The organism is Aliiroseovarius sp. F47248L (assembly GCF_023016085.1).
Classification (GTDB): Bacteria; Pseudomonadota; Alphaproteobacteria; order Rhodobacterales; family Rhodobacteraceae; genus Aliiroseovarius.
The window spans coordinates 2,383,303-2,407,596 of record NZ_JALKBF010000001.1; the positions used below are offsets into that span (position 1 = coordinate 2,383,303).

Here is a 24,294-nt window from a genome sequence, read left to right on the forward strand (position 1 = left end):
GACCTGCACCTGAAGGAGAGCATTATGACCGACAAGATGGACGATCAAAAAACCCGCGCCAGCGCTTGGTTTCGTGACCTTCGCGACCAGATCGTCGCCGCCTTCGAAGGTCTAGAAGACACGCAAACCACCGGCCCTTTTGCCGACCAGCCTGCCGGGCGGTTCGACATCAGCGAAACATCACGGGCGTCAGACGATGGCGCAGATGCGGGTGGCGGATTGATGAGCGTCATGCGCGGGGGACGTGTTTTCGAGAAAGTGGGCGTCAATATCTCGACCGTTTATGGCACTCTGGGCAAATCCGCACAAAAAGCGATGGCCGCGCGTGGCGTGGCGGGGATGGAGGATGACCCGCGGTTCTGGGCATCAGGCATCAGCCTTGTGGCCCATATGCAAAACCCACATACGCCCGCCGTTCACATGAACACACGCATGTTCTGGACGCCCAACGCCTGGTGGTTCGGCGGCGGGGCGGACCTGAACCCTTGCATTGAATACGCCGAAGACACCGCGCATTTCCACAGCCAGTTGGAAGCAGCTTGTCAGCGCCACGACCTAAGTTACTACGACAAGTTCAAAGCGTGGGCGGATGAGTATTTCTTTGTCCCGCACAGGGGCCGTGCACGCGGCGTTGGTGGGATTTTCTACGACGATCTGAACACCGGCGACTGGGAGGCCGATTTCGCCTTTACCCAGGATATTGGGCGCGCCTTCCTGCCTGCCTTCGTGCCGGTGACGGAAGCCCGCTGTGACACGCCGTGGACTGACGCAGACAAGGACAAACAGCTGATCCATCGCGGTCTCTATGCCGAATACAATCTGGTTTATGATCGGGGCACCAAGTTCGGCCTGACCACCGGGCACGATGCCAATGCCGTCTTGATGAGCCTTCCACCCCTTGCGAAATGGACCTGACCTGAGTGACTTGCCTTGCATTGCAGATAAGGGCAACCTGCTGGGAACAAGACGAAAGGTGAGCGCGTGACCTCATTTAAACTTAACGATTTCCTGCCTTATCAGTTGGCGGTGCTGTCCAGCCGGGTCAGTGCCGGATTTTCCAACCATTACAGGAAAGCCTATGGGATTTCTGTGTCGGAGTGGCGTGTGGTGGCCCATCTGAGCCAGGCTGACAGTGTCAGCGTGCGTGAAATTCACGAACGTGTCGACATGGACAAGCCAAAAGTCAGCCGCGCCGCATCGCGGCTTGAGGCCGCAGGTTACGTCACCAAAACGGTTAACCCGCAGGACCGGCGACTGGTCGAGCTAAGCCTGACCCCCAAGGGGCGCGAGATGATCGAGGTGCTGACACCGATCGCCCATTCCTATGAGGCACAGTTGTCGACACTTCTGGGTGACGATGACGCCGCGTTTCGCCAGCGTGTCGGGAAGCTGATTGCGGCACTCGGGACCGACGCCGTCGACGACGACCCGACGTTCTCGGACTAACCGTCTGGTCTGACGGAGCGTCAGAGGCGACAACAGCGCCACATCTGTGCGATCCTGCCCCTAAACCATATAACAGGGGGATTCTTATGTCCGACATCGTAATTCTTGGCGGCGCACGCACGGCAATTGGCACGTTTGGTGGCAGCTTGGCCGCCACCCCGCCCAGTGCCCTTGGCGCGCATGTCACGCGCGAAGCAATGGCCCGTGCTGGGGTCGAACCCGGTCAAATCGGTCATGTCGCCTTTGGCCACGTCATCAACACCGAACCGCGCGATATGTATCTGTCGCGCGTCGCGATGATCGAGGCCGGCATCCCCGACACTACCCCGGCCATGAACGTGAACCGTCTATGCGGGTCCGGGCTTCAGGCCGTGGTGTCTGTTGCACAATCCCTGATGCTGGGGGATAGCGACTTTGGTGTGGCAGGTGGCGCCGAAAGCATGAGCCGTGCACCCTACATTCTACCCCAAGCTCGTTGGGGCCAGAAAATGGGCGACACTGGTGCACAAGATATGATGCTGGGCGCGCTGAACTGCCCATTTGGCACCGGGCATATGGGTGTGACCGCCGAAAACGTCGCGGCCGAACATGACGTCAGCCGCGCAGACCAAGACGCCTTCGCGCTGGAAAGCCAAAACCGCGCCGCTGCGGCCATAGAGGCAGGCCATTTCGACAGCCAGATCGTCCCGATCGAGGTCAAACAGCGCCGCGAAACGGTGGAATTTGCGCGCGACGAACATCCCAAACCCACGACAGCCGAGGCTTTGGCCGGTCTACGCACCGTGTTCCAGAAGGATGGGAGCGTCACGGCGGGCAACGCCTCGGGCATCAACGACGGGGCCGCAGCATTGGTACTGGCGCGTGCCGACGCGACCGAAAGCGCGGGATTGAAACCCATGGCCCGCATCATCGGCTATGGCCACGCAGGCGTGCGGCCCGAGGTGATGGGCATCGGTCCCGTTCCAGCGGTTGAAAACCTGTTGGCAAAAACTGGGCTGAGCGTCGCGGATTTCGATGTGATCGAATCGAACGAGGCGTTCGCCGCACAAGCCATCGCGGTGAACAAGGGTCTTGGTCTGGATCCGGCCAAGGTGAACCCGAACGGCGGAGCGATTGCGTTGGGACACCCCGTCGGGGCAACCGGCGCGATTATCACGATCAAGGCGCTGTATGAATTGGAGCGGATCGGCGGGTCAAAAGCGCTGATCACCATGTGCATTGGCGGCGGTCAGGGCATCGCGCTGGCGATCGAACGTATCTGAGCCGCACGTATGGTTTTGCCCGGCAAATCGCGCCGGGCAAGTCGTTACTTCCAGTCGAAGAAGTCGTCCCCAACCCGCGACAACAGTTCTTCCGCCAGCTTGACCCCAAGAGCAGGCCCATCCGCAATTGGTCCCGAAATCTGATCTGACCCGGCCTCTGACCCGTCGGTGCGCAGTATTTCCCCGCGCAGGGTAAGCGTGTCGCCGTCCAGCGTGGCAAGCGCGGCAATCGGCGTTTCGCAAGACCCGTCCAATGCGCCCAGAAACGCGCGCTCAGCCGCCAGCCGTTGGCCAGTTTCCGCGTCGTGGATGGCATCCAGCATCTCTTTGGCGCGCATGTCGTCGGCACGGCGCTCGATGCCGATGGCGCCCTGGGCCACTGCATTCAGCATCTCGTCAGTCGGAATAGCTGTTTTCGGCACGCCATCCATCCCCAGGCGGTTGAGGCCAGCCATCGCAAGGAACGTCGCCTCGGCCACACCATCTTCCAGCTTTTTCAGGCGGGTCTGGACGTTGCCGCGAAACTCGACAACCTCAAGATCGGGCCGACGGTTCAGAAGTTGGGCTTTGCGGCGCAAGGACGAGGTGCCGACAACGGCACCCTTGGGAAGATCACTGATCGAGCGGTAATTGATCGAAACGAACGCATCGCGCGTATCCTCACGCGGCAGGTTGCAGTCCAGGACAAGCCCGTCGGGCTGTTCGGTCGGCATATCCTTCATCGAATGCACGGCGATGTCGATACGGCCATCCAGCATCGCCTCTTCGATTTCCTTAGTGAACAGACCTTTGTTGCCAATCTCTTTCAACGGGCGGTCCGCGTCAATCAGGGCACGGTCATCGCCGGTGGTGTGAATGACAACCACCTCGAAGGCCGCTTCTGGCAGGTCAAAGGCCGCCATCAGTCGACGGCGGGTCTCATAGGCCTGCGCCAGTGCCAGCGGGCTGCCACGGGTGCCGATTTTCAGCGGAGCGTCGGGGGTCGGATATGCATGTGTCATGGCACCCCATTTACGCCGGAAGATCGGGGCTGTCCATGCCTGCGGCACCCCGCACGCTTGACATCCTGTCGCGTGTGAGGGACGACGCTTCAAACGCAGTCACGAAAGGCCCGCACTCATGACCCAGCAAAAGACAATTCTGCGCGCACTGGCGGGCGAGACACTTCCCACACCTCCGATCTGGATGATGCGGCAGGCGGGACGTTACCTGCCAGAATATCGCGCCACACGCGCGCATGCAGGCGATTTTCTGAAGCTTTGCTATAACCCCGAGCTGGCCGCCGAGGTCACGCTGCAACCCATTCGCCGTTACGGGTTTGACGCTGCAATTCTGTTCGCAGACATCTTGCTGGTGCCGCAGGCGCTTGGCGCTGATCTGTGGTTCGTCACCGGCGAAGGGCCGCGCCTGTCCACGATCACCGGCCAGACTGATTTCGACAAGCTGTCGGGCAAAGATGACATCCACAAAACACTGAACCCGATTTACGAAACGGTCCGTATCCTGCGGGGTGCATTGCCGGACGAAACCACCCTAATCGGCTTTGCTGGGATGCCTTGGACCGTCGCGACTTACATGATCGCAGGGCAAGGCACCAAGGACCAAGGTCCAGCACATGCGTTAAAAGCCGAGCAACCCGCCGTGTTCGACGCGCTGATGGATCGTCTGACCGAAGCGACCATCGAATACCTCTCAATGCAGATCGAAGCTGGCGCCGAAGTGGTGAAGCTGTTTGACAGCTGGGCTGGATCACTAAACGCTGCCGATTTCCAGAAATACGCAGTCGAGCCTGCCTGTGTGATCACGCAGGCCTTAAAAAAGCGTCACCCTGGCATTCCCGTCATCGGCTTCCCGCGCGAAGCGGGCGATGGGTACATCGGTTTTGCCAAGGCGACGGGTGTGGACTGCGTAGCGCTGGACAACTCTGTCAGCCCGGAGTGGGCGGCCAAGCACGTGCAAGTTGATGGTTGTGTTCAGGGCAACTTGAAATCAAGTCACATGGTCACGGGCGGTCAGGCGTTGGTGGATGAGACCCGCGCCATCGTCCAAGCCTTCAAAAACGGACCGCATATTTTCAATCTGGGTCACGGGATCACACCTGATGCGGACCCGGAAAACGTGCAGTTGATGATCGACACTGTGCGGGGCGGCTAAGGTCGTTGGGGGCGATGCCCCCGTGCGAAAGCCTGTCGGCTTTCACCCTCCCCCAGGATATTTTGGGCCAGAAGAAACACGCGGGCTTGTCAAGTTGAACAGGCCCGTGTCTTCTGACCAGGTTGTCGAAAGGAAGCTGGAATGCGGCTTGGTATTGCCACCCTGATTATCGCTTACGTGCTCAGCCAGTTTTATCGTGCTTTTTTGGCGGTGATGACCCCAGCGTTGAAGGCTGATTTGGGGGCTACTCCCGAAGATCTGGCCCGCGCCTCGGGAGCATGGTTTCTGGTGTTTGCGTTGATGCAGATACCGGTCGGTTGGGGACTGGACAATATCGGGCCGCGGAAGGTGGCGGCTGCGCTTTTGGCGCTTGGCGGTGCTGGAGGGGCGGCACTGTTTGCGATGGCCAACACACCCGATCATATTCTTTATGCAATGGTTCTTATCGGGATTGGTTGCTCGCCAGTTCTGATGGCAAGTTATTTCATCTTTGCCCGAATGTACTCACCTGCTGTATTTGGCACGCTTGCCGGGATGGTGATTGGCATCGGGTCGCTTGGCAATATTGCGGGCGCGCTTCCTCTGGCGCTGGCGGTCGAGCAGTTCGGCTGGCGTTCTTGCCTCTGGGTGCTTTCGGCGGTGACTGTATTGGTGGCCGCGTTGATCATATTGGCGGTGGACAATCCACCGAAGTTGGAACGTCACGAGGGTGCTCCAAAAGGGTCGGTGTTGGACCTTCTGAAGATGCCTGCGCTGTGGGCAATCTTTCCTATCATGTTCGTGAATTATGCCGCTGCGGCTGGGCTTCGCGGCAGTTGGGCTGGGCCTTATCTGCGAGACGTCTATGGGCTGGACACCACTGGCATTGGCTGGGCAACCATGGCGATTGCACTGGCGATGGTTATCGGCAGCTTTGCCTATGGCCCGATGGACCGGATATTTGGCACGCGTAAATGGGTGGTATTTTCCGGCAATCTGCTGGCGACTGGGCTGGTGTTTCTGCTGTGGGCGGTGCCTGACGCTGGGGTTTGGAAGGTGTCGCTGACAATGGCCGCCATCGGGTTGTTGGGGGCAAGCTATCCCTTGATCATTGCACATGCACGCAGCTTCGTGCCCGACCACTTGATCGGACGCGGCGTGACCCTGATGAACATGTTCGGGATCGGTGGTGTCGGATTGTTCCAATATGCTTCGGCAGGCGTGTATCGCGCGGCCCAAGATGCGGGCGGGCCAATCACGGCCCCATATCAGGCCGTGTTCCTGTTTTTTGCGGTACCTGGTTTGATCGGCTGCCTGCTGTATCTGCTGAGCGCCGACCGCACCGATTAAGCGCTTCTACGACGCCGTGGGCGATGTTTTTTCGCGGGACCTGTTTCCGTGCGAGGTTTGGCGGGCGCAGCACCTGAAGATCTGGGATTGCGACCTCCGCCTCCGCCGCAGCGTCGTCCGCCGCCTTGATTGCGGGTCGGGCGTTTTTCTTCGGCCGGACGTTTGCCACCAAGGATCGGGATCTCGATCTTCATGACTTTTTCAATATCGCGCAACAAACCAAGTTCGACGCCCGAAACGAAGGAGATCGCATCACCATCGGCACCTGCCCGTGCTGTCCGTCCGATGCGGTGCACATAATTATCCGCAACCTCGGGCAGGTCGAAGTTGTAGACGTGGCTGACGCCCGGAATGTCGATACCACGCGCGGCCACGTCGGTGGCGACCAGCACGCGAGCTTCGCCCGACCGGAATGCTGCCAAAGCACGATCACGTTGGCCTTGGCTCTTGTTGCCGTGGATGGACACTGCCTTGAACCCCTCGGCCACCAGTTGCTTCATCAACTTCTCGGCTCCGTGCTTGGTGCGCGAAAATACCAGCGAAAGCGCGTCCTTGTCATGGCCCAGCAGGTCGATCAGAAGCGAGATCTTTTCGTTGCGACCGGGGACGTAGTAAAGCCCCTGTGTCACCTTGTCAGCAGCCTTGCCCGGAGGCGAAACCTGCACTTTTGCTGGGCTCGTCAAATAAGCGCGCGAAAGTTCCTCCATCTGTTTCGGCATGGTGGCCGAAAACAGCATGGTCTGGCGCGGTGTACCCAGTTCAGGCGCGATACGGCGCAGCGCATGGATGAAACCCATGTCGAGCATCTGGTCGGCTTCGTCCAGCACAAGGAAGGTCGCGGTATCAAGGCGAATGGCCTTGCGATCCAACAAGTCGATCAAACGGCCCGGCGTGGCGACAAGTATGTCGATCCCCGGTGCCAACATGCTGATTTGTTTGTTGATTGACATACCGCCGACAACGGTGCGCACCTTCAGATGTGTGCCCTGGACATAGTCTCGCAGGTTCACTGCAATCTGGTTCACCAACTCACGGGTCGGCGCGAGGATCAGCGCCTTGACCGACTTGGCTTGGCGTTTGTCGTGATTGGACAGAAGCTGGTGGATCAGAGGCAGGCCGAAGGCTGCTGTCTTGCCGGTGCCCGTCTGGGCCAGTCCCATCACATCGCGGCCTTCAAGCACCAGAGGAATGGCCTTGATCTGGATTGGCGTCGGCGTTTCATATCCGGCTTCGGTCACGGCTGTGACCAGCTTCGGGTCAAGCCCGAGCTCTGCAAATTTTGTCATAATCGTCTTTCTGGCGCACACTCTGGAACGCCGCTGTCACACGGGTGGGGGCTTTAAGCCCATCGCATCGGTTGCGGTCAATACTCGCGCCGGGCCGATTGCCCCATGCGCCGAATGGCCGTCAGAACCCCGCGTGATTTGGGAACTTGTCGAAAGGGGCGTGTTGCCCCGAGCTCTGTCTGCCTCGTGTTTCTTGGGCGGGTCGCTCACGCGTCGACCGGACAGATTGCGCCCGTATCACAGCGAAAAGCACACAAGTCAACGACAAATCATGGCAGATCGCGCGTATGACGCTTTCGCAGGCGCGGCAATTGCGCTATGGACGCCCTCGGTTCGACCAGACTCACAAGGGGTTTGGGGGACCGAATGACAAAGAGGAGGCCGTGATGGGCTATAAAATCGCTGTCGTTGGTGCCACGGGGAACGTGGGCCGCGAGATGCTGAACATTCTGGCAGAACGCCAGTTTCCTGTGGACGAGATTGTCGCGCTTGCGTCGCGTCGGTCGCTCGGCACCGAAGTCAGCTTTGGCGATACCACCCTGACCACCAAAGATCTGGACGCGTTTGATTTCACCGGCTGGGATATCGCGCTGTTTGCCGTGGGGTCCGAGGCCACCAAGAAATACGCGCCCAAGGCGGCGGCGACAGGCTGTGTCGTGATCGATAACTCGTCGCTCTATCGTTATGACGCCGACATTCCGCTGATCGTGCCCGAGGTGAACCCGCAGGCGATCCACGGCTATGCCAAGAAAAACATCATCGCAAACCCCAACTGCTCGACCGCGCAAATGGTCGTGGCGCTGAAACCATTGCACGACCGCGCAAAGATCAAACGCGTTGTTGTGTCGACATATCAGTCGGTATCGGGGTCGGGCAAAGACGCGATTGACGAGCTGTGGAACCAGACCAAAGGCATGTATGTGCCCGGGCAAGAGGTTGACCCGAAGGTCTATCCCAAACAGATTGCCTTCAATGTGATCCCGCACATTGATGTCTTCATGGACAGCGGCGATACGAAAGAAGAATGGAAGATGGTCGCCGAGACGAAAAAGATCGTCGATCCTTCGATCAAAGTTACCGCGACTTGTGTGCGCGTGCCGGTTTTTGTCGGCCATTCGGAATCGGTGAACATCGAGACCGAGGAATTTCTGGACGAAGACGAAGCCCGCGACATCCTGCGCGAAGCCCCCGGCATTCTTGTCGTGGATAAGCGCGAAGACGGTGGCTATGTCACCCCTGTTGAATGCGTTGGTGACTTCGCCACCTTCATCAGCCGCATCCGCCAAGACGTGACCGTGGAAAACGGCCTAAACCTGTGGTGTGTCTCAGACAACCTACGTAAAGGTGCTGCTTTGAACGCGGTGCAGATCGCAGAGCTGCTGGGCCGTGAGGTTTTGAAAAAAGGTTAACCCCCTATCGCACCGATATTAAGCCCCCGCATTGCCGGGGGCTTATTTGGCTTCCGAGCAGACCTTGGTCTCTATTCAGGAATTTTAGCCAGCCAAGCGTCCACTTCTGCGCCGAGTGATTGCCAATCCGTATACTCGTGGTCGATGCTCAGATCTTTGTCCGGATCTTTCTGCGCTATTACTCGCCGCATCACAAAGCGGCGAACCATATCGTACTCCGACGGTTTATAGGCCCCGGCAACCTGCACAAACCGGTCCGGGGACCACCCGGTCGCCGCATAAAACTCTTCTGAAATCCGGTCTAGACCACGCCAATCTTCTGCGTCATGTCCGGCCGCCGCCAGCGAAACCGACAGGAATAATGTCGGCTGATTTACAAGCTGTTTTGCGGCTTTGTGCGCGAACTCGGCAACCTCGGGTTGGTAGTGACCCAAATGGATTGATGCCGCCAGAATCACACCATCGAACCGCCTAAGCTCAATGTCATCGATCTCTGAGAGCGGAGCAATTTCGACGGTATGTGACTGCTCAAACATCCGGTCCGCAACCCATCGCGCAACCTTTCTTGTTTGCCCTTCGGTCGTTGCATATGCGACCAGAATTTTCATTGTGACCTCCTTTTACCTGCCCATTGACAGGTGCCAATGTCGCGTCGGCACGCGGCGTGAAAACGCCAAGTGCCCTCTGCTTGAAGCAGGGCATTTCGGGGCAACACACGCCATGATGCGTATCAAATAGAGTGTCATTTCTAAGGGTTTCAGCGGCTATTTTCCCTCGACCAAAGCCTTCAGATTGGCCAGGCCTTTTTCATAGTCTGCACCGATCCAGCGGTCGAACATCAAACCCATCCAGCGGGCAAAGGGGTTCATGCCTAACTTGGTGTCAAAACCCCATGTCACCAATGTGCCGCCGTCCGCCGGTTGCAGATCGAAATAGGCATTCGCAAGACCCTGAGGCCCAAAATCAATCGCGGTATCCACCCGTTCGTTCGGGGTGCTGGCGGTGATCACTTGAATGCCATTGCCAACGCTTGGCTCGTCTGACGACCAGCGAAGCGTGTTGCCAACACCCTCTTCCGGACCTTCATAAGCAAGCTCTACATTCGGATCACGAGACAACCACGGCGACCACGCCTCAGTGGCTTGCATCGAGTTGACATGGGGGAACACTTCCTCGGCCGGTGCCGCAATGACCGTTGAACGACTGACCGACACTTCCGACGGCAACAAAAATGCAATCGCGATCAGGGCGACCACGACAATCGCGAACCCTTTCAGCAGGCCAATAACGAGTTTCATAATTAATCCTCTCCATACAATGGACGAAGGATAGCATGGATTGAGGTTTAACGCGATTTCAGCTCGGCAATCATATGTTTACCACGCCGAAGCGCTGTGAACACGGTGCCCAGGAAAATGACCCACAGCGCAAGTTCCAGAGTGTTTAGTCCGAAGACCACCGGCGCAAACACCGCGACGATGGCAGCCATGGTGGCCAATGCCATGCGATGCTGCTTGGCCATCGGGCCGGTAAAGTCAGGCTCCAACCCCTGTGCAGCGCCGGCTTCGCGGGTATAGGCGGTCAGAACCGCCATCGTGGCAGTGGCCCAGCCCAACGCGGGTGCGCCAACCCCGAACCCAATACCGACAAGGATGAGGATGTCCGCATATCGATCCGGAGCCTCGTTCCAGAAAGGACCATCGGGTTCCGCACGTCCCCCCTCAACGGCGACCATCCCGTCAAACAGGTTGCACAACAGTCGTCCTTGCACCGATAGAGCGGCAATGATCAGCCAGACAGCCGATGCCCCGCCTGACAGCCAGAAGGCCACCCCGGCAAACATCGCACACAAGATAGACGCCTGGCTGATCTGGTTCGGCGTTATGTCTTTCTGCGCAAGCCAAGTGGCTGCTCGCTGTGCCCATTTGCGGTCACGGGTTGCGATGGGACGTCGTTGTACCATGAGACCTCGTTCTATTAATCAAACGACGGACCAGAAATAGCGCGTCAGGTGGAAAAAAATGGGTGCGGAAAAGACCACACTGTCCAGCCGGTCAATGAACCCACCGTGACCTGCGATCAGATGCCCCCAATCCTTCACCCCTTTGTCGCGTTTGATAGCGGACATCACAAGCCCGCCGAAAAAACCCATCAGGGTGATGATCAGGGACAGACCCGCCGCCTCAAGAGGGGAAAACGGTGTCATCCACCACAAGCCTGCGCCCACTGCCGAGGCGCTGAGAATACCGCCCAGAAACCCCTCCCATGTCTTTGACGGTGACAGCCGCGGCGCAATCTTGTGGCGCCCAATCAGCTTGCCCCAGACATATTGCAGAACGTCCGACAATTGCACCACGACGACTAGAAACGCGACCAGAAGCACGTTCTTGCCTTCATATCCGGGAAAGTTCAACGACAGCAGTGCAGGTACATGGCTGGCTGCAAATACACAGATCATGAGCCCCCATTGCGTCTCTGCGACGCGGGTCAAAAACCCGTCCGTGTCGCCGTGAACGGCCATAATGATCGGCAACAAAAGGAAGGCATAGACCGGGATGAACACGGAAAACATCCCATACCAATCTGCCCAGATCAGGACGTATTGCACTGGCAGGATCATAAAAAAGCTGACCACCAAGGCCCAGTGATCGGCGCGCCGCTTGGCGGTCAGGGTCAGAAACTCCCGTAGCCCCGCGAAGCTGAGGATCGCAAACAGGATGACAACTCCAGCCTGCCCGCCCAGCATGGCCAACGCCAGCAAGACAACCATGCCCCACCATGCGTTGATCCGCGCCACAAGGTTGTCGATTACGTCGTTGCCTGGCCCCACTTTCGCTTTCAGCACCTGTCCAATGACGGAGGCAACGATCAGGATTGCCAGCACCCCTCCGATCAGGGTCGTGAACTCTGCAGGAGCATTCATCGAGCAACCTCTTCTGCGACAGCTATCAGGGCTGCTTCGGCGCGCGCCAGAAAAGCCGCCTTGTCTTCGTTCTCGACCACACAGAGCGGTTCCCCAAATGTGACCGAGCATAAAAGCGGCACCGGGATCACCTTGCCCTTCGGCATGACCGAGGTCAGGTTGTCAATCCATGTCGGCACAAGCTCCACATCGGGTCGCGCCTGCGCTAGATGGAAAAGCCCCGGTTTGAACGGCAAAAGCGTGTCGTCTGTCATGTTTCGGGTGCCTTCGGGAAACAGGATAAGGCTTGCATCGTCATCCAGCGCAGCGACCATTTGACCTATGGGATCTTCGCGGCGTGTTTCGGGATTGCGATCAATCAGTACAGCGCTAAAAACCTCGCGCCCGATAAACGTCTTCAATCGGCCTTTCAGCCAGTAATCCGCTGCCGCAACCGGACGGGTGCGCGCCCTGAGCGCAGGCGGTAACACCGTCCAGATCAGCACGAAGTCACCGTTCGAGCTGTGATTGGCAAAATAGATACGCTGGCGCGGCGCTGGCTCGACCCCCTGCCACACTCCGCGAACGGCAGTGATCAGACGGGCAAAAAGCGCGATCGTAGTACCCGCCAACAAGGATAAACTGTCACGAAACATCCGCCCGGCAGACCGGTCAGACGGGACGGAAAGACTTGGCCTTGGCGTCATAGAATTCTAACCCGCCTTCACCAATGTCATTCCACAACCCGTGCAACGTCAGCTTGCCATCTGCCACCGCGTCCTGAATAAAGGGAAAAGTCAGCAGGTTTTCCAACGAGATCAGCACGGCTTCTTTTTCAAGTGTTGCGCTGTCAATCTCGGCGTCATTTCCCCCAAGACGCTCATACCCCGGCTTCAGAATGTCAATCCAGCGCCCGACAAAGGACGTTTTTTCGGCCAACTCTGGTGCGCGCCCATGACACAGTTCGTGAAACCCTTTCACACCGCCGCAGCTGGAGTGGCCTAGCACGATCAGATGGGCGACCTTCAGGGCGGTCACCGCATATTCGATCGCCGCCGATGTACCGTGATAGTCGCCATCCGGCGCATAAGGTGGAACAAGATTGGCAATATTGCGGTGAATGAAAAACTCGCCCTGATCTGCACCGAAAATGGCGGTGACGTGTACCCGGGAATCGCAGCAGGAAATCACCATGGCGCGTGGATGCTGCCCTTGTTCGGCCAGTTGACGATACCAGGATTGATTGTCGGCATAACCCGTGGCTTTCCAGCCTTGATAGCGATGTACAAGGTATGATGGCAGTGGTTGCGCGCGTTCCATAGTGTCCTCCGGTTTCAGTTGACCAGTATGTAAGCGGCAATCGTATGTAATTCGAGGAAATTTTGCAGTATCGATATACGATTTCTTGAGGCCGTTACGTCACGATCACCACGAGAGGGAATTTTTTACTAGGGGTGAACAGGTGACTGTCGTTGTTAAGTTATGCCACAGGGAATCCGTGCGTCTGGATCGCGCGCAATTGGAACGCATGTATGTGCAATGGGGGCCAGTGCGCGCCGACAAAGAGGTCAATCAGGCCCTTGAGGAATTGGCGATCGGCATGGCAGATGTTCAAAAATCGCACCGTCAGGGGCGGCATGAGGATTTGCGCGATCACGTGCGCGATCTGATTGGGATTGCCAACAGAATCGGAATGACTAGCCTTGGTCGGGTAGCCCGCGACGTTCTTGATCTGTCGACGGCAAACGACATCCCGGCATTCAACGCAACGGTCGCACGGCTGGGTAGGATCAGCGAACGAAGCCTGATTGCTGTGTGGGATATTCAGGATATGTCGATCTAGGCCGCTGGCAGCCGGGTTGCGGCTTTGCCTTGCGGTGCTGCGCTGGAGCGTTAAGTTGGCTTCAACTCAACTTCTCCGAGGCCAAGATGACACTAACATTTGCCCCCGAAACTCCTGACGCCATCCCATTGATCGCGATCGAAAAAGGTGATGAAACCGTTCTGAGCGCCTTGCCGGAACCCGCACGGTCCTGGGCCCGTGCGAACGGATTTCAGGGCGCATTGGGTGAAGTTCTTGTCGTCCCAGACGAGAACGGCGTACCAGCACTGGCCCTGGTCGGCAACGGAGATGAAGCCACTCGCGGCCGCAACCGCTTTGGCATGGCGGCGGCACGCGCCAAGCTGCCCAAGGGCACCTATCGTCTGCAACACGCGCTGGAGACGACCGCCTTGGAAGAGGCTATGCTTGGCTGGCTTCTGGAAGGTTATCGGTTCGACCGCTATGCCAGCCAGAAACGGCCCGAGGCGATGATCGTCGCACCAGATGGGATCGATGCAAATCGGTTAGAGGTAATCGCGGCAGGCGAAGCGCTGACGCGCGACCTGATCAACACCCCGACCGAGGATATGGGGCCGGATCAACTGGAACAGGCCATCGCTAAGCTTGCCAAGGATCACGGCGCCAAGATTTCTGCAACCACGGGCGATGCGCTGTTGAAAGACAACTTTCCGATGATCCATGCCGTGGGCCGTGCAGCAGACCGCGCACCCCGGCTGATCGACTTGCGCTGGGGGAATGCGGGCCCGAAGCTAACGCTTGTTGGTAAAGGCGTCTGCTTCGATACGGGTGGCCTGAACCTGAAACCCGGTTCGTCCATGGGTCTGATGAAAAAGGATATGGGCGGGGCGGCGACTGTATTGGGTCTGGCACAGATGATCATGTCACTGGGTCTGAAGCTCCAACTTCGAGTACTAATTCCCGCAGTGGAAAACGCGGTCGCAGGCAATGCGTTTCGTCCTAGTGACATCCTGACATCGCGCAAAGGGTTGACGGTCGAGGTGAATAACACCGACGCCGAAGGGCGACTGGTTTTGGCCGATGCGTTGGCCTTGGCGGATGAAGAAACGCCTGACCTGATCATATCGATGGCGACCTTAACCGGGGCCGCACGAGTCGCGGTCGGCCCCGACCTGTCGCCCTTTTATGCGACCCGACCTGCGGATGCCGATGCGCTGCGCAAAGGGGCCGCTGCCGCAGCTGATCCAGTCTGGGAGCTTCCATTGTGGAAGCCATATGAAACCATGATCGAACCCGGTATCGCCGACCTGGACAACGCGCCCAAGGGCGGCTTTGCAGGCTCGATCACCGCGGCATTGTTTCTGAACCGATTTGTCACCGACACTCCGCGCTACATGCATTTCGACATTTATGGCTGGAATCCCACCGCTGCCCCAGCCCGCCCCAAGGGCGGGGTCGGCATGGGTGCGCGGGCGCTGTTGGCGGCGCTTCCTGACATGTTGGATCTGTAATGGACCCCCGCGTGACCCCCGCCAACACCCGCGTCGCGCATGAGAGCCTGCGCGGTCAGGTTGATGCACCCGTGTATACCAAAGGCACTTGGCGACGAATTTCGGTCGGTGTGGTCGATATCCTGAAAGCACCCGGCGGGCCGCGAAACCGTCAGGCTCTATGGGGCGAACGCGTGCTGGAACTGGAAATCCATGACGGGTTCGCCTTCGTACGAGCCGAGAAAGACGGTTATGTCGGATACATCGCCGCAGCATGCCTTACAGACGACGCCGAGGCCACGCATTGGGTCAGCAGTCTTGGCTCTCACCTGTATCCTGCCCCCGATATGAAACATCACGAAGTTGATACGTTGTCCTTCGGCGCGCGTGTGACAATCATGGGTGCGGTCAACCGGTTCTTGGAAACCGACACCGGACATTTCGTGCCGACGGCGCATCTCAGCCCGGTAGGAGCGGTGCGAGACGATGTTGTTGCCAGTGCGGAGTTGTTTTTAGGGACACCCTACTTGTGGGGTGGCAACTCGCGCGCAGGCATAGATTGTTCGGGTCTGGTGCAGGCGGCCCTTCTGGCAGCAGGCCATGACTGCCCGGGCGACAGCGACATGCAGGAAATGCTGGGCACCGCGATTGCAGATGGTGCAACGCTTGAACGCGGCGACCTTCTATTCTGGAAGGGTCATGTTGCACTGGTCGTCGATCAAACGCGGATGATCCATGCCAACGCTTATCACATGGCCATTGCGTATGAAGAGATTGACGCTGGCATCGCACGGATCAAAGCTCAAGGCGACGGGCCGATCACGGCACGCCGGCGGCTCTGACATCTTTAGTCGACCGCGCGGATCAGTTTGCGTTCCAACACCCTAAGCACGGCTTGAAGATCGCTGCCACGTTTCAGAATACGCCCATCCATACCGATCACCGCATATTGCCCTTGCTTATTGCGCAGCTTGGGGCGTTTTTCGATCCGGTAAAGGGGGGTTTCCGCCGTACGACGAAAGACCGAGAAAACCGCGACCTCTCGCAGAAAGCTCATCCCATAGTCGCGCCATTCTCCGGCAGCGACCATGCGCCCATACAGGCCCATGATGGTGCCAAGTTCCCTACGATGAAAGACAACTTGGTCGGCTGGCTGGCCTTGCCCGGGAAAGGGCGTCAGGTTTTGCATGTTCATATGTTCAGCTTGCCGTTCAATGATAAACAAATCAATCCCTGCCCAGATTTGGTCGCGTTTTCGTGCGGAAGATACCACAACACCTCCTTTTTGACGCCGCGTTAACGCGCAATACGTAACCTTGTAGAGAGAGCGTAAGCTCAGCCCGGTGCCGTGGTAACAGCCCCCACCCAGTTTGCGGCACCGGGTCTACTGTTAGCCCCCCTTGCTTTTGTCGAAATGCTTCGCCGCGCACATTCATGTGAGTGGTTAAACACAACACTATTGACCGAACGGTCAGCTTTGTGCATCCTCAAGTAAACGAGCTCGGGGGAAATATGACGCCACAAGACCGTGCAGAACGCGCCGCCAAGGTGATGTGGGACGACGATCCCGCCTCGCAAGGGTTGGGAATGTCATTAGATCAGATTGGCCCCGGTCATGCTGTTCTTTCGATGACAGTGCGCGGCGACATGTCGAACGGGCATGGAATTTGCCATGGCGGGTTTATTTTCGCGCTGGCAGACAGCGCCTTTGCCTTTGCCTGCAACAGCTACAATCACCGCGTGGTCGCACAACACAACTCGATCACCTATCTGGCGCCAGGAAAGCTGGGTGAACGCCTTGTGGCAACTGCCAACGAAACAAGCCGCGCCGGCCGGTCCGGCATCTATGACGTGACTGTAGCGGGAGAAGACGGGCGCAACGTCGCCCTGTTCCGCGGTCACTCGCGCCAGATTTCCGGCGCACATTTCGACGAGAACGAATGACATGGGGTGGGACTCGGTCCCGCCGGAGGAGAGACATGAAAGACCTGACGCCCCGCAAGGAAGATCTGGATCCGATCGAAATCGCATCCCGCGACGAGATTGCCGCAACCCAACTTGAGCGCATGAAATGGTCGTTGAAACATGCCTACGACAACGTGCCGTTCTATCGCAAAAGTTTTGATGATGCGGGTGTTCATCCGGATGACCTGCACAGCCTGTCCGATCTGGCAAAATTCCCATTCACCGTGAAGCAAGACCTGCGTGACAACTATCCATTTGGCTTGTTTGCCGTGCCGCGTGGTGAAATCGCGCGCGTTCATGCAAGCTCGGGCACCACGGGTCAGCCGACCGTAGTTGGTTACACCAAGAATGATCTGAAAATGTGGGCGACTGTTGTGGCGCGGTGTATGCGCGCCTCGGGTCTGCGGCGCGGCGACGTGCTGCACAATGCCTATGGCTATGGGCTGTTCACCGGCGGTTTAGGCGTTCATGGTGGGGCCGAGGAGTTGGGCCTGACAGTGGTACCGGTGTCAGGAGGTATGACCCAGCGACAGGTGCGCCTGATCGAGGATTTTCGCGCCGACGGCATCACTGTGACGCCATCCTATGCACTGTCCATTCTTGATGAGTATGCCAAGCAAGGGCTGGACCCGCGCAAAAGCCCGCTCAAGGTCGGCATTTTCGGAGCCGAACCTTGGACCAACAACATGCGCCGCGAAATCGAAGATGCGTTCGACATGCATGCGGTCGACATTTATGGGCTATCCGAAGTAATCGGGCCGGGTGTCGCCAATGAATGCGTTGAGACCAAGGACGGTCTACACATTTGGGAGGATCATTTCTATCCCGAAATCATCAACCCAGACACCGGCGAAGTGGTCGAGGATGGCGAACTGGGCGAGTTGGTTTTTACCTCTCTGACCAAAGAAGGCTTCCCGATCATCAGATATCGCACCCGTGATTTGACCCGCCTTCTGCCGGGCACGGCCCGGTCAATGCGACGGATGGAAAAGATTACCGGGCGGTCCGATGACATGATCATTCTGCGCGGCGTCAATGTCTTCCCGACACAGATCGAGGAGCAACTGATGGACGTTCCTGCCCTGAGCCCGCACTTCCAGATCGAACTGATCCGCCCCGGCCGCATGGACGAAATGCATGTGCACGTGGAAATGGCCGAGGGTGCGCCGCAAGAGGGCGCTGAAGCCGCCGCCCGCGCCTTATCAGCCAAGATAAAATCCAACGTGGGTGTCAGCGCCAAGGTGCATGTCGCAGACGGTGGAAAGGTTGCGCGCAGCGAAGGGAAGGCTGTAAGGGTCGTCGACAGCCGACCGAAGGAGTGACCGATGCCACGAGGGATCGCCCGCGACCATGAAGAAAAACGTGCCGCCATCCGCAAGGGGGCGGCTACATATTTCGCCAGACATGGATTTGACCGGGCTTCGATGACAGCAGCGGCCAAGCATTGCGGTGTGTCGAAGGCTCTGATTTATCACTACTATGACAGCAAAGAGTCGCTGCTTTTCGATATTTTGGACACCCATCTTTCGGGTCTCGTCGCCAGAGTTGAAGCCGCGCCCCAGACCGACGGGTTGCGCGGTTTGGTGCGGGCCATCCTTCAGGCCTATCGCGGTGCCGACGCAGAACACAAACTTCAACTGGACAGTCTTTCCGTGCTGGAACCGGAACAGCAGGCTCCGCTAATTGACCTTCAGCGCCGTTTGATCGACATGATGGGTACTGCCCTACAAAACGAAGCGCCCGAGGCATTCACCGGCAACCGCAATTTGCGCGCCGTGACGATGTCAGTTTTTGGTATTCTGAACTGGTATTACATGTGGAACCGGCCCGGTAAGGGACTGGATCGCGACGAATACGCTGACCTTGTCACTGACATGGTTCTAGGCGGTATCCACGCGCTGTAACCAGATGCCTGATCCGGGCGGTAGTGATCACAGCCCTGTCATTTTCCTTTTTCCTTTCCGTGCGTAAGATTGCCGAAACACGACACACTAAAAGGATCACCCATGACGTTTCTCAGACCCGCTTTGCTCGCCCTGACCATCAGCGTTCCACTAACGGCCCCTCTATTTGCCCATTCTGAAGTAAAGAACCCGGTCGTGATGGAACGCATGAAAACGATGGAAGCCATCAGAGACGGGATGAAAACACTGGGGGACATGGCAAAGGGTAAAGTCCCGTTTGATGCGGATAAAGCCACTGCCGCCGCGGCCATAATCGCAGAAAGCGCCGAACAGGTTCCCCAGAAATTCGAAGCCAACGAAATGGATCCGGCTTCAGAAGCTCTGCCTGCAATCTGGGAGAGTTTTGACGATTTCGTGCAGAAATCCAACGATATGGTGATTGCTGCAAAATCTGTGGGGACAATCAGCAACGAGTCTGCACTGGGGGCTGCATTGGGCCAGATCGGCGGCACCTGTAAGGCTTGCCATCGCGACTACCGTGCAAAGAACTAGCCCTTAAACTCTCGGCTAGTCGGCACGTCAGAGGTCATGAGCACCAGACGCGATCGATTATCCCATCTCCGTCAATCGAGATGTTCAGTCTGTCCGGTCGGTAATCCTGGGTTAGGGCCATGCCGGGTTTCACCACACGGGTCGCGCTTGGCAGGTCAATCTCGCGCAGGGTTCCCGCGTCCTGACCGACCAGCCCACGGAAACGGTCCTGTCCACAATTGGGAATAAAGGTGTCCGGTTCTGGCGCAAGTGGTACAGTCGTCAGACATCCGGTTAGGGCCATAGTGGCGGTCAGGATCATGATAAGTCTCATGCTCCTATTTGTGCTGCAATGTCGCGACATGGCAAGGGGAGGTCGCTCCGAGGTTGATATATTCGCGCCTTTACCGCAACCTTGTTCAAGAGACAAATAGGAGAGACACCATGCGCACCCGTGCCGCTGTTGCCGTCGAAGCCGGTAAACCCCTTGAGATCATGGAGGTGAACCTTGAAGGCCCTAAAACGGGCGAGGTTCTGGTCGAAGTCAAAGCCACCGGGCTATGCCATACCGATCTGTTTACCCTGTCAGGTGCTGACCCCGAAGGGCTTTTCCCCGCAATCCTTGGTCACGAAGGGGCCGGCGTCGTGGTCGAAGTTGGGCCGGGCGTCACCTCGCTTGAGGTTGGCGATCACGTGATCCCGCTCTACACCCCCGAATGCCGCGAATGCGAATACTGTCTGAATCCAAAGACGAACCTTTGTCAGTCGATCCGCATAACTCAAGGCCAAGGCCTGATGCCCGACGGCACCAGCCGGTTCTCGATGCTGGATGGCACGCCGATCCTGCACTACATGGGCTGTTCGACCTTTGCCAATCACACCGTCCTGCCCGAAATCGCACTGGCGAAAGTGCGCAAGGACGCGCCCTTCGACAAGATTTGCTATATCGGTTGCGGTGTGACGACGGGCATTGGGGCTGTGATCAATACCGCCAAAGTCGAAATCGGTTCAACCGCAATCGTCTTTGGTTTGGGCGGCATCGGTCTGAACGTTTTGCAGGGCTTGCGCCTTGCGGGTGCGGATCAGATCGTCGGTGTAGACCTGAACGATTCCAAAGTCGACATGGCGACCCGGTTCGGCATGACCCATTTCGTGAACCCCTCAAAAGTCGAAGGCGATCTGGTCGCCCATCTGGTCGAACTGACAGGCGGCGGTGCAGACTATACCTTCGATGCCACCGGCAATGTGGGCGTTATGCGCACGGCGTTGGAAAGTGCGCATAAGGGTTGGGGTGAAAGCGTCATCATCGGCGTGGCCCCTGCCGGGGCCGAAATTTCCACCCGCCCGTTCCAGCTGGTCACTGGTCGCGTCTGGCGCGGCACGGCATTTGGCGGCGCGCGCGGTCGCACAGACGTGCCGCAGATCGTCGATTGGTACATGGACGGCAAGATCGAGATCGACCCGATGATCACCCACACAATGGGACTGGAAGACATCAATAAAGGGTTTGATCTGATGCATTCGGGCGAAAGCATCCGTGGCGTAGTCCTTTACTGACTCTGGTTTCAAAGTTGAAGAAGATGACGAGGCAGGTGGCAACACACCACCTGTCCCGCGTCAATTTGCAGGCTTGCGTTGCTACGGAATATCCATAAGTTAGAACCATTCTAAAACAGGAGCTTTCCATGCTGTCTGGCACCCTTAACCGTCGTCGTTTTTCTGATCTGTCCGAACAGGAAATTCTTGCCCTCGCCATTTCGAACGAGGAAGACGATGCGCGTATTTACCGTCAGTATGCCGAGCTTCTGCGAACGGGCTTTCCAGCCTCGGCCAAAGTGTTCGACGGCATGGCGGAAGAAGAGGACGAGCATCGGCGGTTGCTGATCGACGCGCACAAGGCGCGGTTTGGGGATATGATCCCATTGATCCGCCGCGAACATGTCGCGGGTTTCTACGCCCGGCGCCCCGTTTGGCTGGTTGAAAACCTTGGACTAGAAACCATCCGGGGTGAGGCGCGCGAAATGGAGCGTCAGGCCGAACAATTCTATCGCAAAGCAGCTGATCGTACATCGGACGCGAATGTGCGAAAGCTGTTGGGCGATCTGGCTGCCGCGGAAGCCGATCACGGCAATGTCGCAGGTCAGTTAGAAGCCGATCACCTTAGCGGCGATGCCCGGTCAGAAGAGGATGCAGACGCCCATCGCCAGTTCATTCTGACATGGGTTCAACCGGGTCTTGCGGGCCTGATGGATGGGTCGGTTTCGACCCTTGCGCCGATCTTTGCCACCGCTTTTGCCACGCACGACACCCACACGACTTTTCTAGTGGGGCTCGCCGCCAGTGTCGGGGCGGGTATCTCGATGGGGTTTACTGAAGCTGCATCGGATGATGGCGAGCTGTCGGGGCGTGGCAGCCCAGTAAAGCGCGGCTTTGCCTCGGGCATCATGACCACATTGGGCGGGCTCGGGCACGCCCTGCCCTATTTGATTACCGATTTCTGGACCGCGACGACCATCGCCCTTATTGTTGTGTTCGTCGAACTCTGGGCCATTGTCTGGATTCAGAACCGTTTTATGCAAACACCTTTCATGCGGGCCACTTTGCAGGTGGTTGTCGGTGGTGCACTGGTTTTCGCAGCGGGGGCACTTATTGGCGGCGGTTGACGTCTGCTGATGGGGTCAAAACATTGCCGTAGAACAGCACACTGCCATCTCGTCAATGCGCAATCCTCATGCTAGGGCTTGGCGATGATCGACGTTTTGTTACAAACACTTCCGTTCTTCGCTGTTATCGGGCTGGGTTATGGTGCTGCTGTTCGCGGCTTCTTCCCGCCCGAGGCTACGGCCTATTTGACGCGGTTTGTGTTCTACTTCGCGCTGTCTGCCATGCTATTCCGGTTCTCGGCCAACCTTGGTTTGTCCGAGGTCGTCAGTTGGCCGTTCATCTGGGCATACGCGATTGGTGGCGGGGCGGTCTATCTGCTTGCGACCGCCGTTGCTTTGTTTCGCAAACGCGGACTGGAAGAAGCTGCCGTCGAAGCACAATGCGCCGTCATCGGTAATACAGGGTTTCTCGGGGTGCCAATGCTGGCGCTTCTCATGGGTCAAGAGGCCGTGGGGCCAGTGATGTTGGTCTTGGCTGTTGATCTGTTCCTATTCGGCAGCCTTATCGTCATATTGATCACCGGATCACGCGATGGTCGGATCAGCCCAGCGGTATTGGGAACGGTGGGCAAAGGGTTGATCACCAACCCAATGATTGTTTCGATGGCCCTTGGTTTTGCATGGGCCGCATCTGGTTGGACCTTACCCGAACCATTCAGTCGGTTTCTGGACCTGCTGGCTGGCGCGTCGACACCCGGTGCCTTGTTTGCCATCGGAGCTTCGCTTGCCGCCAAATCTGCCGAGCGGATCAGCGTCGCAGCATGGCTGTCATTCGCAAAGCTGATCCTGCACCCGCTGGCCGTTGGCATTCTTGCGTTTCTTGTCTTTCCAGTGGATACATTCTCAGCCAGTGTGATGATCGCCGCTGCCGGGCTTCCGGTTGCTGGCAACGTCTATATCCTGGCTCAGCACTACGGCGTTGCGCCGCAGCGCGTATCGGCGGCAATCCTGATATCGACAAGCGCATCGATACTAACCGTTTCCGCCATTCTTGCCTGGTTGTCCCCATGATCCTACTTGCTGGTGCTTACCGACTTTTCTTTCCCTTCGCAGCCCTGTTCGCCGGAACTGCCATCCCCATTTGGCTGATCTATCACGCCGGGCTGGTCGAACGCATGAACGACCCCCTGCTGTGGCACCAGCACGAGATGCTGTGGGGCTATGTGCCCGCTGCACTTGCAGGTTTTCTGTTCACGGCGATCCCAAACTGGACGGGCCGCCCGGCTTTGGGACCAAAGATGGTGTCCGGGCTGTTTGCTCTATGGATGACCGCGCGTATTGCCATGTTTGCCACCCCCGAAGGTGCGCTGTCACACACTGTGGCCTTGGCGTTTCTGCCGATCATTGCCCTGCTGGTGCTGCGTGATCTGATTGCCGCGCGCAATCGGCGCAACTATGTCGTCGCAGGCGTTGTACTTGCTCTGGGATTGGCGCAAGCGGTGTTCCTGATGTCGGATGCCCATCTGGGCCTGACCATGGGCTTTGCCTTGACCTTTATTCTGATGGTTCACATCGGCGGACGCGTGACCCCCGCTTTCAGCCGGAACTGGCTCAAAAAACGTGGCGAAACGAAGTTGCCCGCCGCGTTCGGCACCGTCGATCAAGCCGCCATTGGTCTGAGCGCGGCAACAGCAGCAAGCTGGATCGTGTTCGACACAGGTGTGATGACCGGCGTGCTGGCCACACTGGCCGCTATCGCCCTTGCCCTTCGCCTGTCTCGCTGGCGGGGCTTTTCCGTCACACAAGAGCCGCTTTTGTTCGCACAACACGCTGGCTACGCTTGGCTCCCGTTTTCAATGGTGTTGTTGGCGCTGACCTCGCTGACGACTCTGGCCAACATCGGGCAGGTTCATCACGCACTTGGGGCTGGAGCCATCGGTTCGATTACGATGATCGTAATGCTACGCGCCTTACTGGGCCATTCAGGCCGCCCTATTGAAGGCTCCCGTTTTGACCGTGTGTATCTGAACTTTGTGCATATTGGCGCGGTCCTGCGCGTTACCGCCGATTGGACCGGCGACCCCACTCATTTCTACCACCTTGGGGGCGTATTCTGGTCGGTGGCGATGATCTGCTTTTTCATTCGCGTATTCCCCATTGCACTGGCGCCGCGTGTCTAGTTAGCTCTAGTGATTGAATTGGGAGGAACCGC

General features: G+C 57.9%; 27 protein-coding genes. 17 read left to right on the forward strand and 10 right to left on the reverse strand.

Features of this window, described 5'->3' with window-relative positions:
• Window positions 1-24 precede the first annotated feature (24 nt).
• The 3 genes from hemF to MWU51_RS11850 all read left to right on the forward strand — a co-directional run bounded on the left by hemF (window position 25) and on the right by MWU51_RS11850 (window position 2,708).
• A complete protein-coding gene (gene hemF / locus MWU51_RS11840) occupies window positions 25-915 on the forward strand; it encodes an oxygen-dependent coproporphyrinogen oxidase (RefSeq protein WP_247037416.1) in 891 nt (296 codons plus the stop codon).
• Between the two features lie 66 nt (window positions 916-981).
• Complete coding sequence (locus MWU51_RS11845) at window positions 982-1,446, forward strand: MarR family transcriptional regulator (RefSeq protein ID WP_247037417.1); 465 nt, start codon at window positions 982-984, stop codon at window positions 1,444-1,446.
• Between the two features lie 86 nt (window positions 1,447-1,532).
• On the forward strand, window positions 1,533-2,708 hold the full coding sequence (locus MWU51_RS11850; protein WP_247037420.1) for an acetyl-CoA C-acyltransferase family protein: 1,176 nt from the start codon (window positions 1,533-1,535) through the stop codon (window positions 2,706-2,708).
• A 44-nt stretch (window positions 2,709-2,752) separates the two neighbouring features.
• Here MWU51_RS11850 and hemC read toward each other — a convergent pair whose 3' ends face one another.
• Complete coding sequence (gene hemC / locus MWU51_RS11855) at window positions 2,753-3,709, reverse strand: hydroxymethylbilane synthase (protein ID WP_247037422.1); 957 nt, start codon at window positions 3,707-3,709, stop codon at window positions 2,753-2,755.
• A gap of 118 nt (window positions 3,710-3,827) precedes the next feature.
• Here hemC and hemE point away from each other — a divergent pair, with 118 nt between their 5' ends.
• Window positions 3,828-4,862, forward strand: coding sequence for a uroporphyrinogen decarboxylase (gene hemE / locus MWU51_RS11860; RefSeq protein ID WP_247037423.1), 1,035 nt, complete (start codon window positions 3,828-3,830; stop codon window positions 4,860-4,862).
• A gap of 141 nt (window positions 4,863-5,003) precedes the next feature.
• Window positions 5,004-6,191, forward strand: coding sequence for an MFS transporter (locus tag MWU51_RS11865; RefSeq protein ID WP_247037424.1), 1,188 nt, complete (start codon window positions 5,004-5,006; stop codon window positions 6,189-6,191).
• On the opposite strand, the gene MWU51_RS11870 is transcribed toward MWU51_RS11865, so the two are convergent.
• On the reverse strand, window positions 6,188-7,477 hold the full coding sequence (locus MWU51_RS11870; RefSeq protein ID WP_247037425.1) for a DEAD/DEAH box helicase: 1,290 nt from the start codon (window positions 7,475-7,477) through the stop codon (window positions 6,188-6,190). The two genes, MWU51_RS11865 and MWU51_RS11870, sit on opposite strands and share 4 nt — an antisense overlap.
• Before the next feature lie 386 nt (window positions 7,478-7,863).
• Between MWU51_RS11870 and MWU51_RS11875 the strand changes: the two genes are divergently transcribed.
• The gene (locus MWU51_RS11875; RefSeq protein WP_247037426.1) at window positions 7,864-8,886 is read left to right on the forward strand and encodes an aspartate-semialdehyde dehydrogenase; all 1,023 of its coding nucleotides are present in this window, start codon (window positions 7,864-7,866) and stop codon (window positions 8,884-8,886) included.
• A gap of 71 nt (window positions 8,887-8,957) precedes the next feature.
• Here the strand turns inward: MWU51_RS11875 and MWU51_RS11880 are convergent, their stop codons facing one another.
• From MWU51_RS11880 to MWU51_RS11905, 6 genes are all read right to left on the reverse strand, one after another.
• A complete protein-coding gene (locus MWU51_RS11880) occupies window positions 8,958-9,494 on the reverse strand; it encodes a flavodoxin domain-containing protein (RefSeq protein WP_247037427.1) in 537 nt (178 codons plus the stop codon).
• A 156-nt stretch (window positions 9,495-9,650) separates the two neighbouring features.
• Window positions 9,651-10,184, reverse strand: coding sequence for an SRPBCC family protein (locus MWU51_RS11885; RefSeq protein WP_247037428.1), 534 nt, complete (start codon window positions 10,182-10,184; stop codon window positions 9,651-9,653).
• Between the two features lie 47 nt (window positions 10,185-10,231).
• On the reverse strand, window positions 10,232-10,849 hold the full coding sequence (locus tag MWU51_RS11890; RefSeq protein WP_247037429.1) for a CDP-alcohol phosphatidyltransferase family protein: 618 nt from the start codon (window positions 10,847-10,849) through the stop codon (window positions 10,232-10,234).
• Between the two features lie 18 nt (window positions 10,850-10,867).
• Complete coding sequence (locus MWU51_RS11895) at window positions 10,868-11,809, reverse strand: phosphatidate cytidylyltransferase (protein WP_247037431.1); 942 nt, start codon at window positions 11,807-11,809, stop codon at window positions 10,868-10,870.
• On the reverse strand, window positions 11,806-12,444 hold the full coding sequence (locus MWU51_RS11900) for a lysophospholipid acyltransferase family protein (RefSeq protein ID WP_247038835.1): 639 nt from the start codon (window positions 12,442-12,444) through the stop codon (window positions 11,806-11,808). The genes MWU51_RS11895 and MWU51_RS11900 overlap by 4 nt, the downstream gene beginning before the upstream one ends.
• A gap of 16 nt (window positions 12,445-12,460) precedes the next feature.
• On the reverse strand, window positions 12,461-13,108 hold the full coding sequence (locus MWU51_RS11905; protein WP_247037433.1) for a carbonic anhydrase: 648 nt from the start codon (window positions 13,106-13,108) through the stop codon (window positions 12,461-12,463).
• Window positions 13,109-13,250: 142 nt separating this feature from the next.
• Between MWU51_RS11905 and MWU51_RS11910 the strand changes: the two genes are divergently transcribed.
• The 3 genes from MWU51_RS11910 to MWU51_RS11920 all read left to right on the forward strand — a co-directional run bounded on the left by MWU51_RS11910 (window position 13,251) and on the right by MWU51_RS11920 (window position 15,921).
• Window positions 13,251-13,631, forward strand: coding sequence for a hypothetical protein (locus tag MWU51_RS11910; protein ID WP_247037434.1), 381 nt, complete (start codon window positions 13,251-13,253; stop codon window positions 13,629-13,631).
• Window positions 13,632-13,717: 86 nt separating this feature from the next.
• Window positions 13,718-15,100, forward strand: a complete 1,383-nt coding sequence (locus MWU51_RS11915; RefSeq protein ID WP_247037435.1) for a leucyl aminopeptidase family protein — start codon at window positions 13,718-13,720, stop codon at window positions 15,098-15,100.
• On the forward strand, window positions 15,100-15,921 hold the full coding sequence (locus MWU51_RS11920) for a C40 family peptidase (protein WP_247037436.1): 822 nt from the start codon (window positions 15,100-15,102) through the stop codon (window positions 15,919-15,921). Before MWU51_RS11915 ends, MWU51_RS11920 begins: the two co-directional genes overlap by 1 nt.
• A 5-nt stretch (window positions 15,922-15,926) precedes the next feature.
• On the opposite strand, the gene MWU51_RS11925 is transcribed toward MWU51_RS11920, so the two are convergent.
• The gene (locus MWU51_RS11925) at window positions 15,927-16,274 is read right to left on the reverse strand and encodes a DUF2794 domain-containing protein (protein WP_247038837.1); all 348 of its coding nucleotides are present in this window, start codon (window positions 16,272-16,274) and stop codon (window positions 15,927-15,929) included.
• Between the two features lie 317 nt (window positions 16,275-16,591).
• Here MWU51_RS11925 and paaI point away from each other — a divergent pair, with 317 nt between their 5' ends.
• The 4 genes from paaI to MWU51_RS11945 all read left to right on the forward strand — a co-directional run bounded on the left by paaI (window position 16,592) and on the right by MWU51_RS11945 (window position 19,500).
• Window positions 16,592-17,023 carry a hydroxyphenylacetyl-CoA thioesterase PaaI gene (gene paaI / locus MWU51_RS11930; protein WP_247037437.1) on the forward strand — a complete coding sequence of 144 codons (432 nt, stop codon included), beginning with the start codon at window positions 16,592-16,594 and terminating at the stop codon, window positions 17,021-17,023.
• Window positions 17,024-17,058: 35 nt separating this feature from the next.
• Complete coding sequence (paaK, locus tag MWU51_RS11935; protein ID WP_247037438.1) at window positions 17,059-18,366, forward strand: phenylacetate--CoA ligase PaaK; 1,308 nt, start codon at window positions 17,059-17,061, stop codon at window positions 18,364-18,366.
• A 3-nt stretch (window positions 18,367-18,369) separates the two neighbouring features.
• Complete coding sequence (locus MWU51_RS11940) at window positions 18,370-18,948, forward strand: TetR/AcrR family transcriptional regulator (protein WP_247037439.1); 579 nt, start codon at window positions 18,370-18,372, stop codon at window positions 18,946-18,948.
• Window positions 18,949-19,050: 102 nt separating this feature from the next.
• Window positions 19,051-19,500 carry a cytochrome c gene (locus tag MWU51_RS11945; protein ID WP_247037440.1) on the forward strand — a complete coding sequence of 150 codons (450 nt, stop codon included), beginning with the start codon at window positions 19,051-19,053 and terminating at the stop codon, window positions 19,498-19,500.
• A gap of 34 nt (window positions 19,501-19,534) precedes the next feature.
• Here MWU51_RS11945 and MWU51_RS11950 read toward each other — a convergent pair whose 3' ends face one another.
• Window positions 19,535-19,801 carry an I78 family peptidase inhibitor gene (locus MWU51_RS11950; protein ID WP_247037442.1) on the reverse strand — a complete coding sequence of 89 codons (267 nt, stop codon included), beginning with the start codon at window positions 19,799-19,801 and terminating at the stop codon, window positions 19,535-19,537.
• Window positions 19,802-19,923: 122 nt separating this feature from the next.
• Between MWU51_RS11950 and MWU51_RS11955 the strand changes: the two genes are divergently transcribed.
• From MWU51_RS11955 to MWU51_RS11970, 4 genes are all read left to right on the forward strand, one after another.
• Window positions 19,924-21,036, forward strand: a complete 1,113-nt coding sequence (locus MWU51_RS11955; protein ID WP_247037444.1) for an S-(hydroxymethyl)glutathione dehydrogenase/class III alcohol dehydrogenase — start codon at window positions 19,924-19,926, stop codon at window positions 21,034-21,036.
• A gap of 128 nt (window positions 21,037-21,164) precedes the next feature.
• Entirely contained in the window at window positions 21,165-22,142 is a 978-nt protein-coding gene (gene mbfA / locus MWU51_RS11960; RefSeq protein WP_247037446.1) for an iron exporter MbfA, read from the forward strand.
• Window positions 22,143-22,226: 84 nt separating this feature from the next.
• The gene (locus tag MWU51_RS11965; protein WP_247037448.1) at window positions 22,227-23,153 is read left to right on the forward strand and encodes an AEC family transporter; all 927 of its coding nucleotides are present in this window, start codon (window positions 22,227-22,229) and stop codon (window positions 23,151-23,153) included.
• Window positions 23,150-24,262: an NnrS family protein gene (locus MWU51_RS11970; RefSeq protein WP_247037450.1), complete on the forward strand. Its 1,113-nt coding sequence runs from the start codon at window positions 23,150-23,152 to the stop codon at window positions 24,260-24,262. Before MWU51_RS11965 ends, MWU51_RS11970 begins: the two co-directional genes overlap by 4 nt.
• Window positions 24,263-24,294: the final 32 nt, after the last annotated feature.

What these genes read in the sequence shown, in the direction of transcription:
- hemF (WP_247037416.1), top strand. Translation starts at nt 25, where the DNA reads ATGACCGACAAGATGGACGATCAAAAAACCCGCGCCAGCGCTTGGTTT.
- MWU51_RS11850 (WP_247037420.1), top strand. Translation starts at nt 1,533, where the DNA reads ATGTCCGACATCGTAATTCTTGGCGGCGCACGCACGGCAATTGGCACG.
- hemC (WP_247037422.1), bottom strand. Translation starts at nt 3,709, where the DNA reads ATGACACATGCATATCCGACCCCCGACGCTCCGCTGAAAATCGGCACC.
- hemE (WP_247037423.1), top strand. Translation starts at nt 3,828, where the DNA reads ATGACCCAGCAAAAGACAATTCTGCGCGCACTGGCGGGCGAGACACTT.
- MWU51_RS11865 (WP_247037424.1), top strand. Translation starts at nt 5,004, where the DNA reads ATGCGGCTTGGTATTGCCACCCTGATTATCGCTTACGTGCTCAGCCAG.
- MWU51_RS11870 (WP_247037425.1), bottom strand. Translation starts at nt 7,477, where the DNA reads ATGACAAAATTTGCAGAGCTCGGGCTTGACCCGAAGCTGGTCACAGCC.
- MWU51_RS11875 (WP_247037426.1), top strand. Translation starts at nt 7,864, where the DNA reads ATGGGCTATAAAATCGCTGTCGTTGGTGCCACGGGGAACGTGGGCCGC.
- MWU51_RS11880 (WP_247037427.1), bottom strand. Translation starts at nt 9,494, where the DNA reads ATGAAAATTCTGGTCGCATATGCAACGACCGAAGGGCAAACAAGAAAG.
- MWU51_RS11885 (WP_247037428.1), bottom strand. Translation starts at nt 10,184, where the DNA reads ATGAAACTCGTTATTGGCCTGCTGAAAGGGTTCGCGATTGTCGTGGTC.
- MWU51_RS11890 (WP_247037429.1), bottom strand. Translation starts at nt 10,849, where the DNA reads ATGGTACAACGACGTCCCATCGCAACCCGTGACCGCAAATGGGCACAG.
- MWU51_RS11895 (WP_247037431.1), bottom strand. Translation starts at nt 11,809, where the DNA reads ATGAATGCTCCTGCAGAGTTCACGACCCTGATCGGAGGGGTGCTGGCA.
- MWU51_RS11900 (WP_247038835.1), bottom strand. Translation starts at nt 12,444, where the DNA reads ATGTTTCGTGACAGTTTATCCTTGTTGGCGGGTACTACGATCGCGCTT.
- MWU51_RS11905 (WP_247037433.1), bottom strand. Translation starts at nt 13,108, where the DNA reads ATGGAACGCGCGCAACCACTGCCATCATACCTTGTACATCGCTATCAA.
- MWU51_RS11915 (WP_247037435.1), top strand. Translation starts at nt 13,718, where the DNA reads ATGACACTAACATTTGCCCCCGAAACTCCTGACGCCATCCCATTGATC.
- MWU51_RS11920 (WP_247037436.1), top strand. Translation starts at nt 15,100, where the DNA reads ATGGACCCCCGCGTGACCCCCGCCAACACCCGCGTCGCGCATGAGAGC.
- MWU51_RS11925 (WP_247038837.1), bottom strand. Translation starts at nt 16,274, where the DNA reads ATGAACATGCAAAACCTGACGCCCTTTCCCGGGCAAGGCCAGCCAGCC.
- paaI (WP_247037437.1), top strand. Translation starts at nt 16,592, where the DNA reads ATGACGCCACAAGACCGTGCAGAACGCGCCGCCAAGGTGATGTGGGAC.
- paaK (WP_247037438.1), top strand. Translation starts at nt 17,059, where the DNA reads ATGAAAGACCTGACGCCCCGCAAGGAAGATCTGGATCCGATCGAAATC.
- MWU51_RS11940 (WP_247037439.1), top strand. Translation starts at nt 18,370, where the DNA reads ATGCCACGAGGGATCGCCCGCGACCATGAAGAAAAACGTGCCGCCATC.
- MWU51_RS11945 (WP_247037440.1), top strand. Translation starts at nt 19,051, where the DNA reads ATGACGTTTCTCAGACCCGCTTTGCTCGCCCTGACCATCAGCGTTCCA.
- MWU51_RS11950 (WP_247037442.1), bottom strand. Translation starts at nt 19,801, where the DNA reads ATGATCCTGACCGCCACTATGGCCCTAACCGGATGTCTGACGACTGTA.
- MWU51_RS11955 (WP_247037444.1), top strand. Translation starts at nt 19,924, where the DNA reads ATGCGCACCCGTGCCGCTGTTGCCGTCGAAGCCGGTAAACCCCTTGAG.
- mbfA (WP_247037446.1), top strand. Translation starts at nt 21,165, where the DNA reads ATGCTGTCTGGCACCCTTAACCGTCGTCGTTTTTCTGATCTGTCCGAA.
- MWU51_RS11965 (WP_247037448.1), top strand. Translation starts at nt 22,227, where the DNA reads ATGATCGACGTTTTGTTACAAACACTTCCGTTCTTCGCTGTTATCGGG.
- MWU51_RS11970 (WP_247037450.1), top strand. Translation starts at nt 23,150, where the DNA reads ATGATCCTACTTGCTGGTGCTTACCGACTTTTCTTTCCCTTCGCAGCC.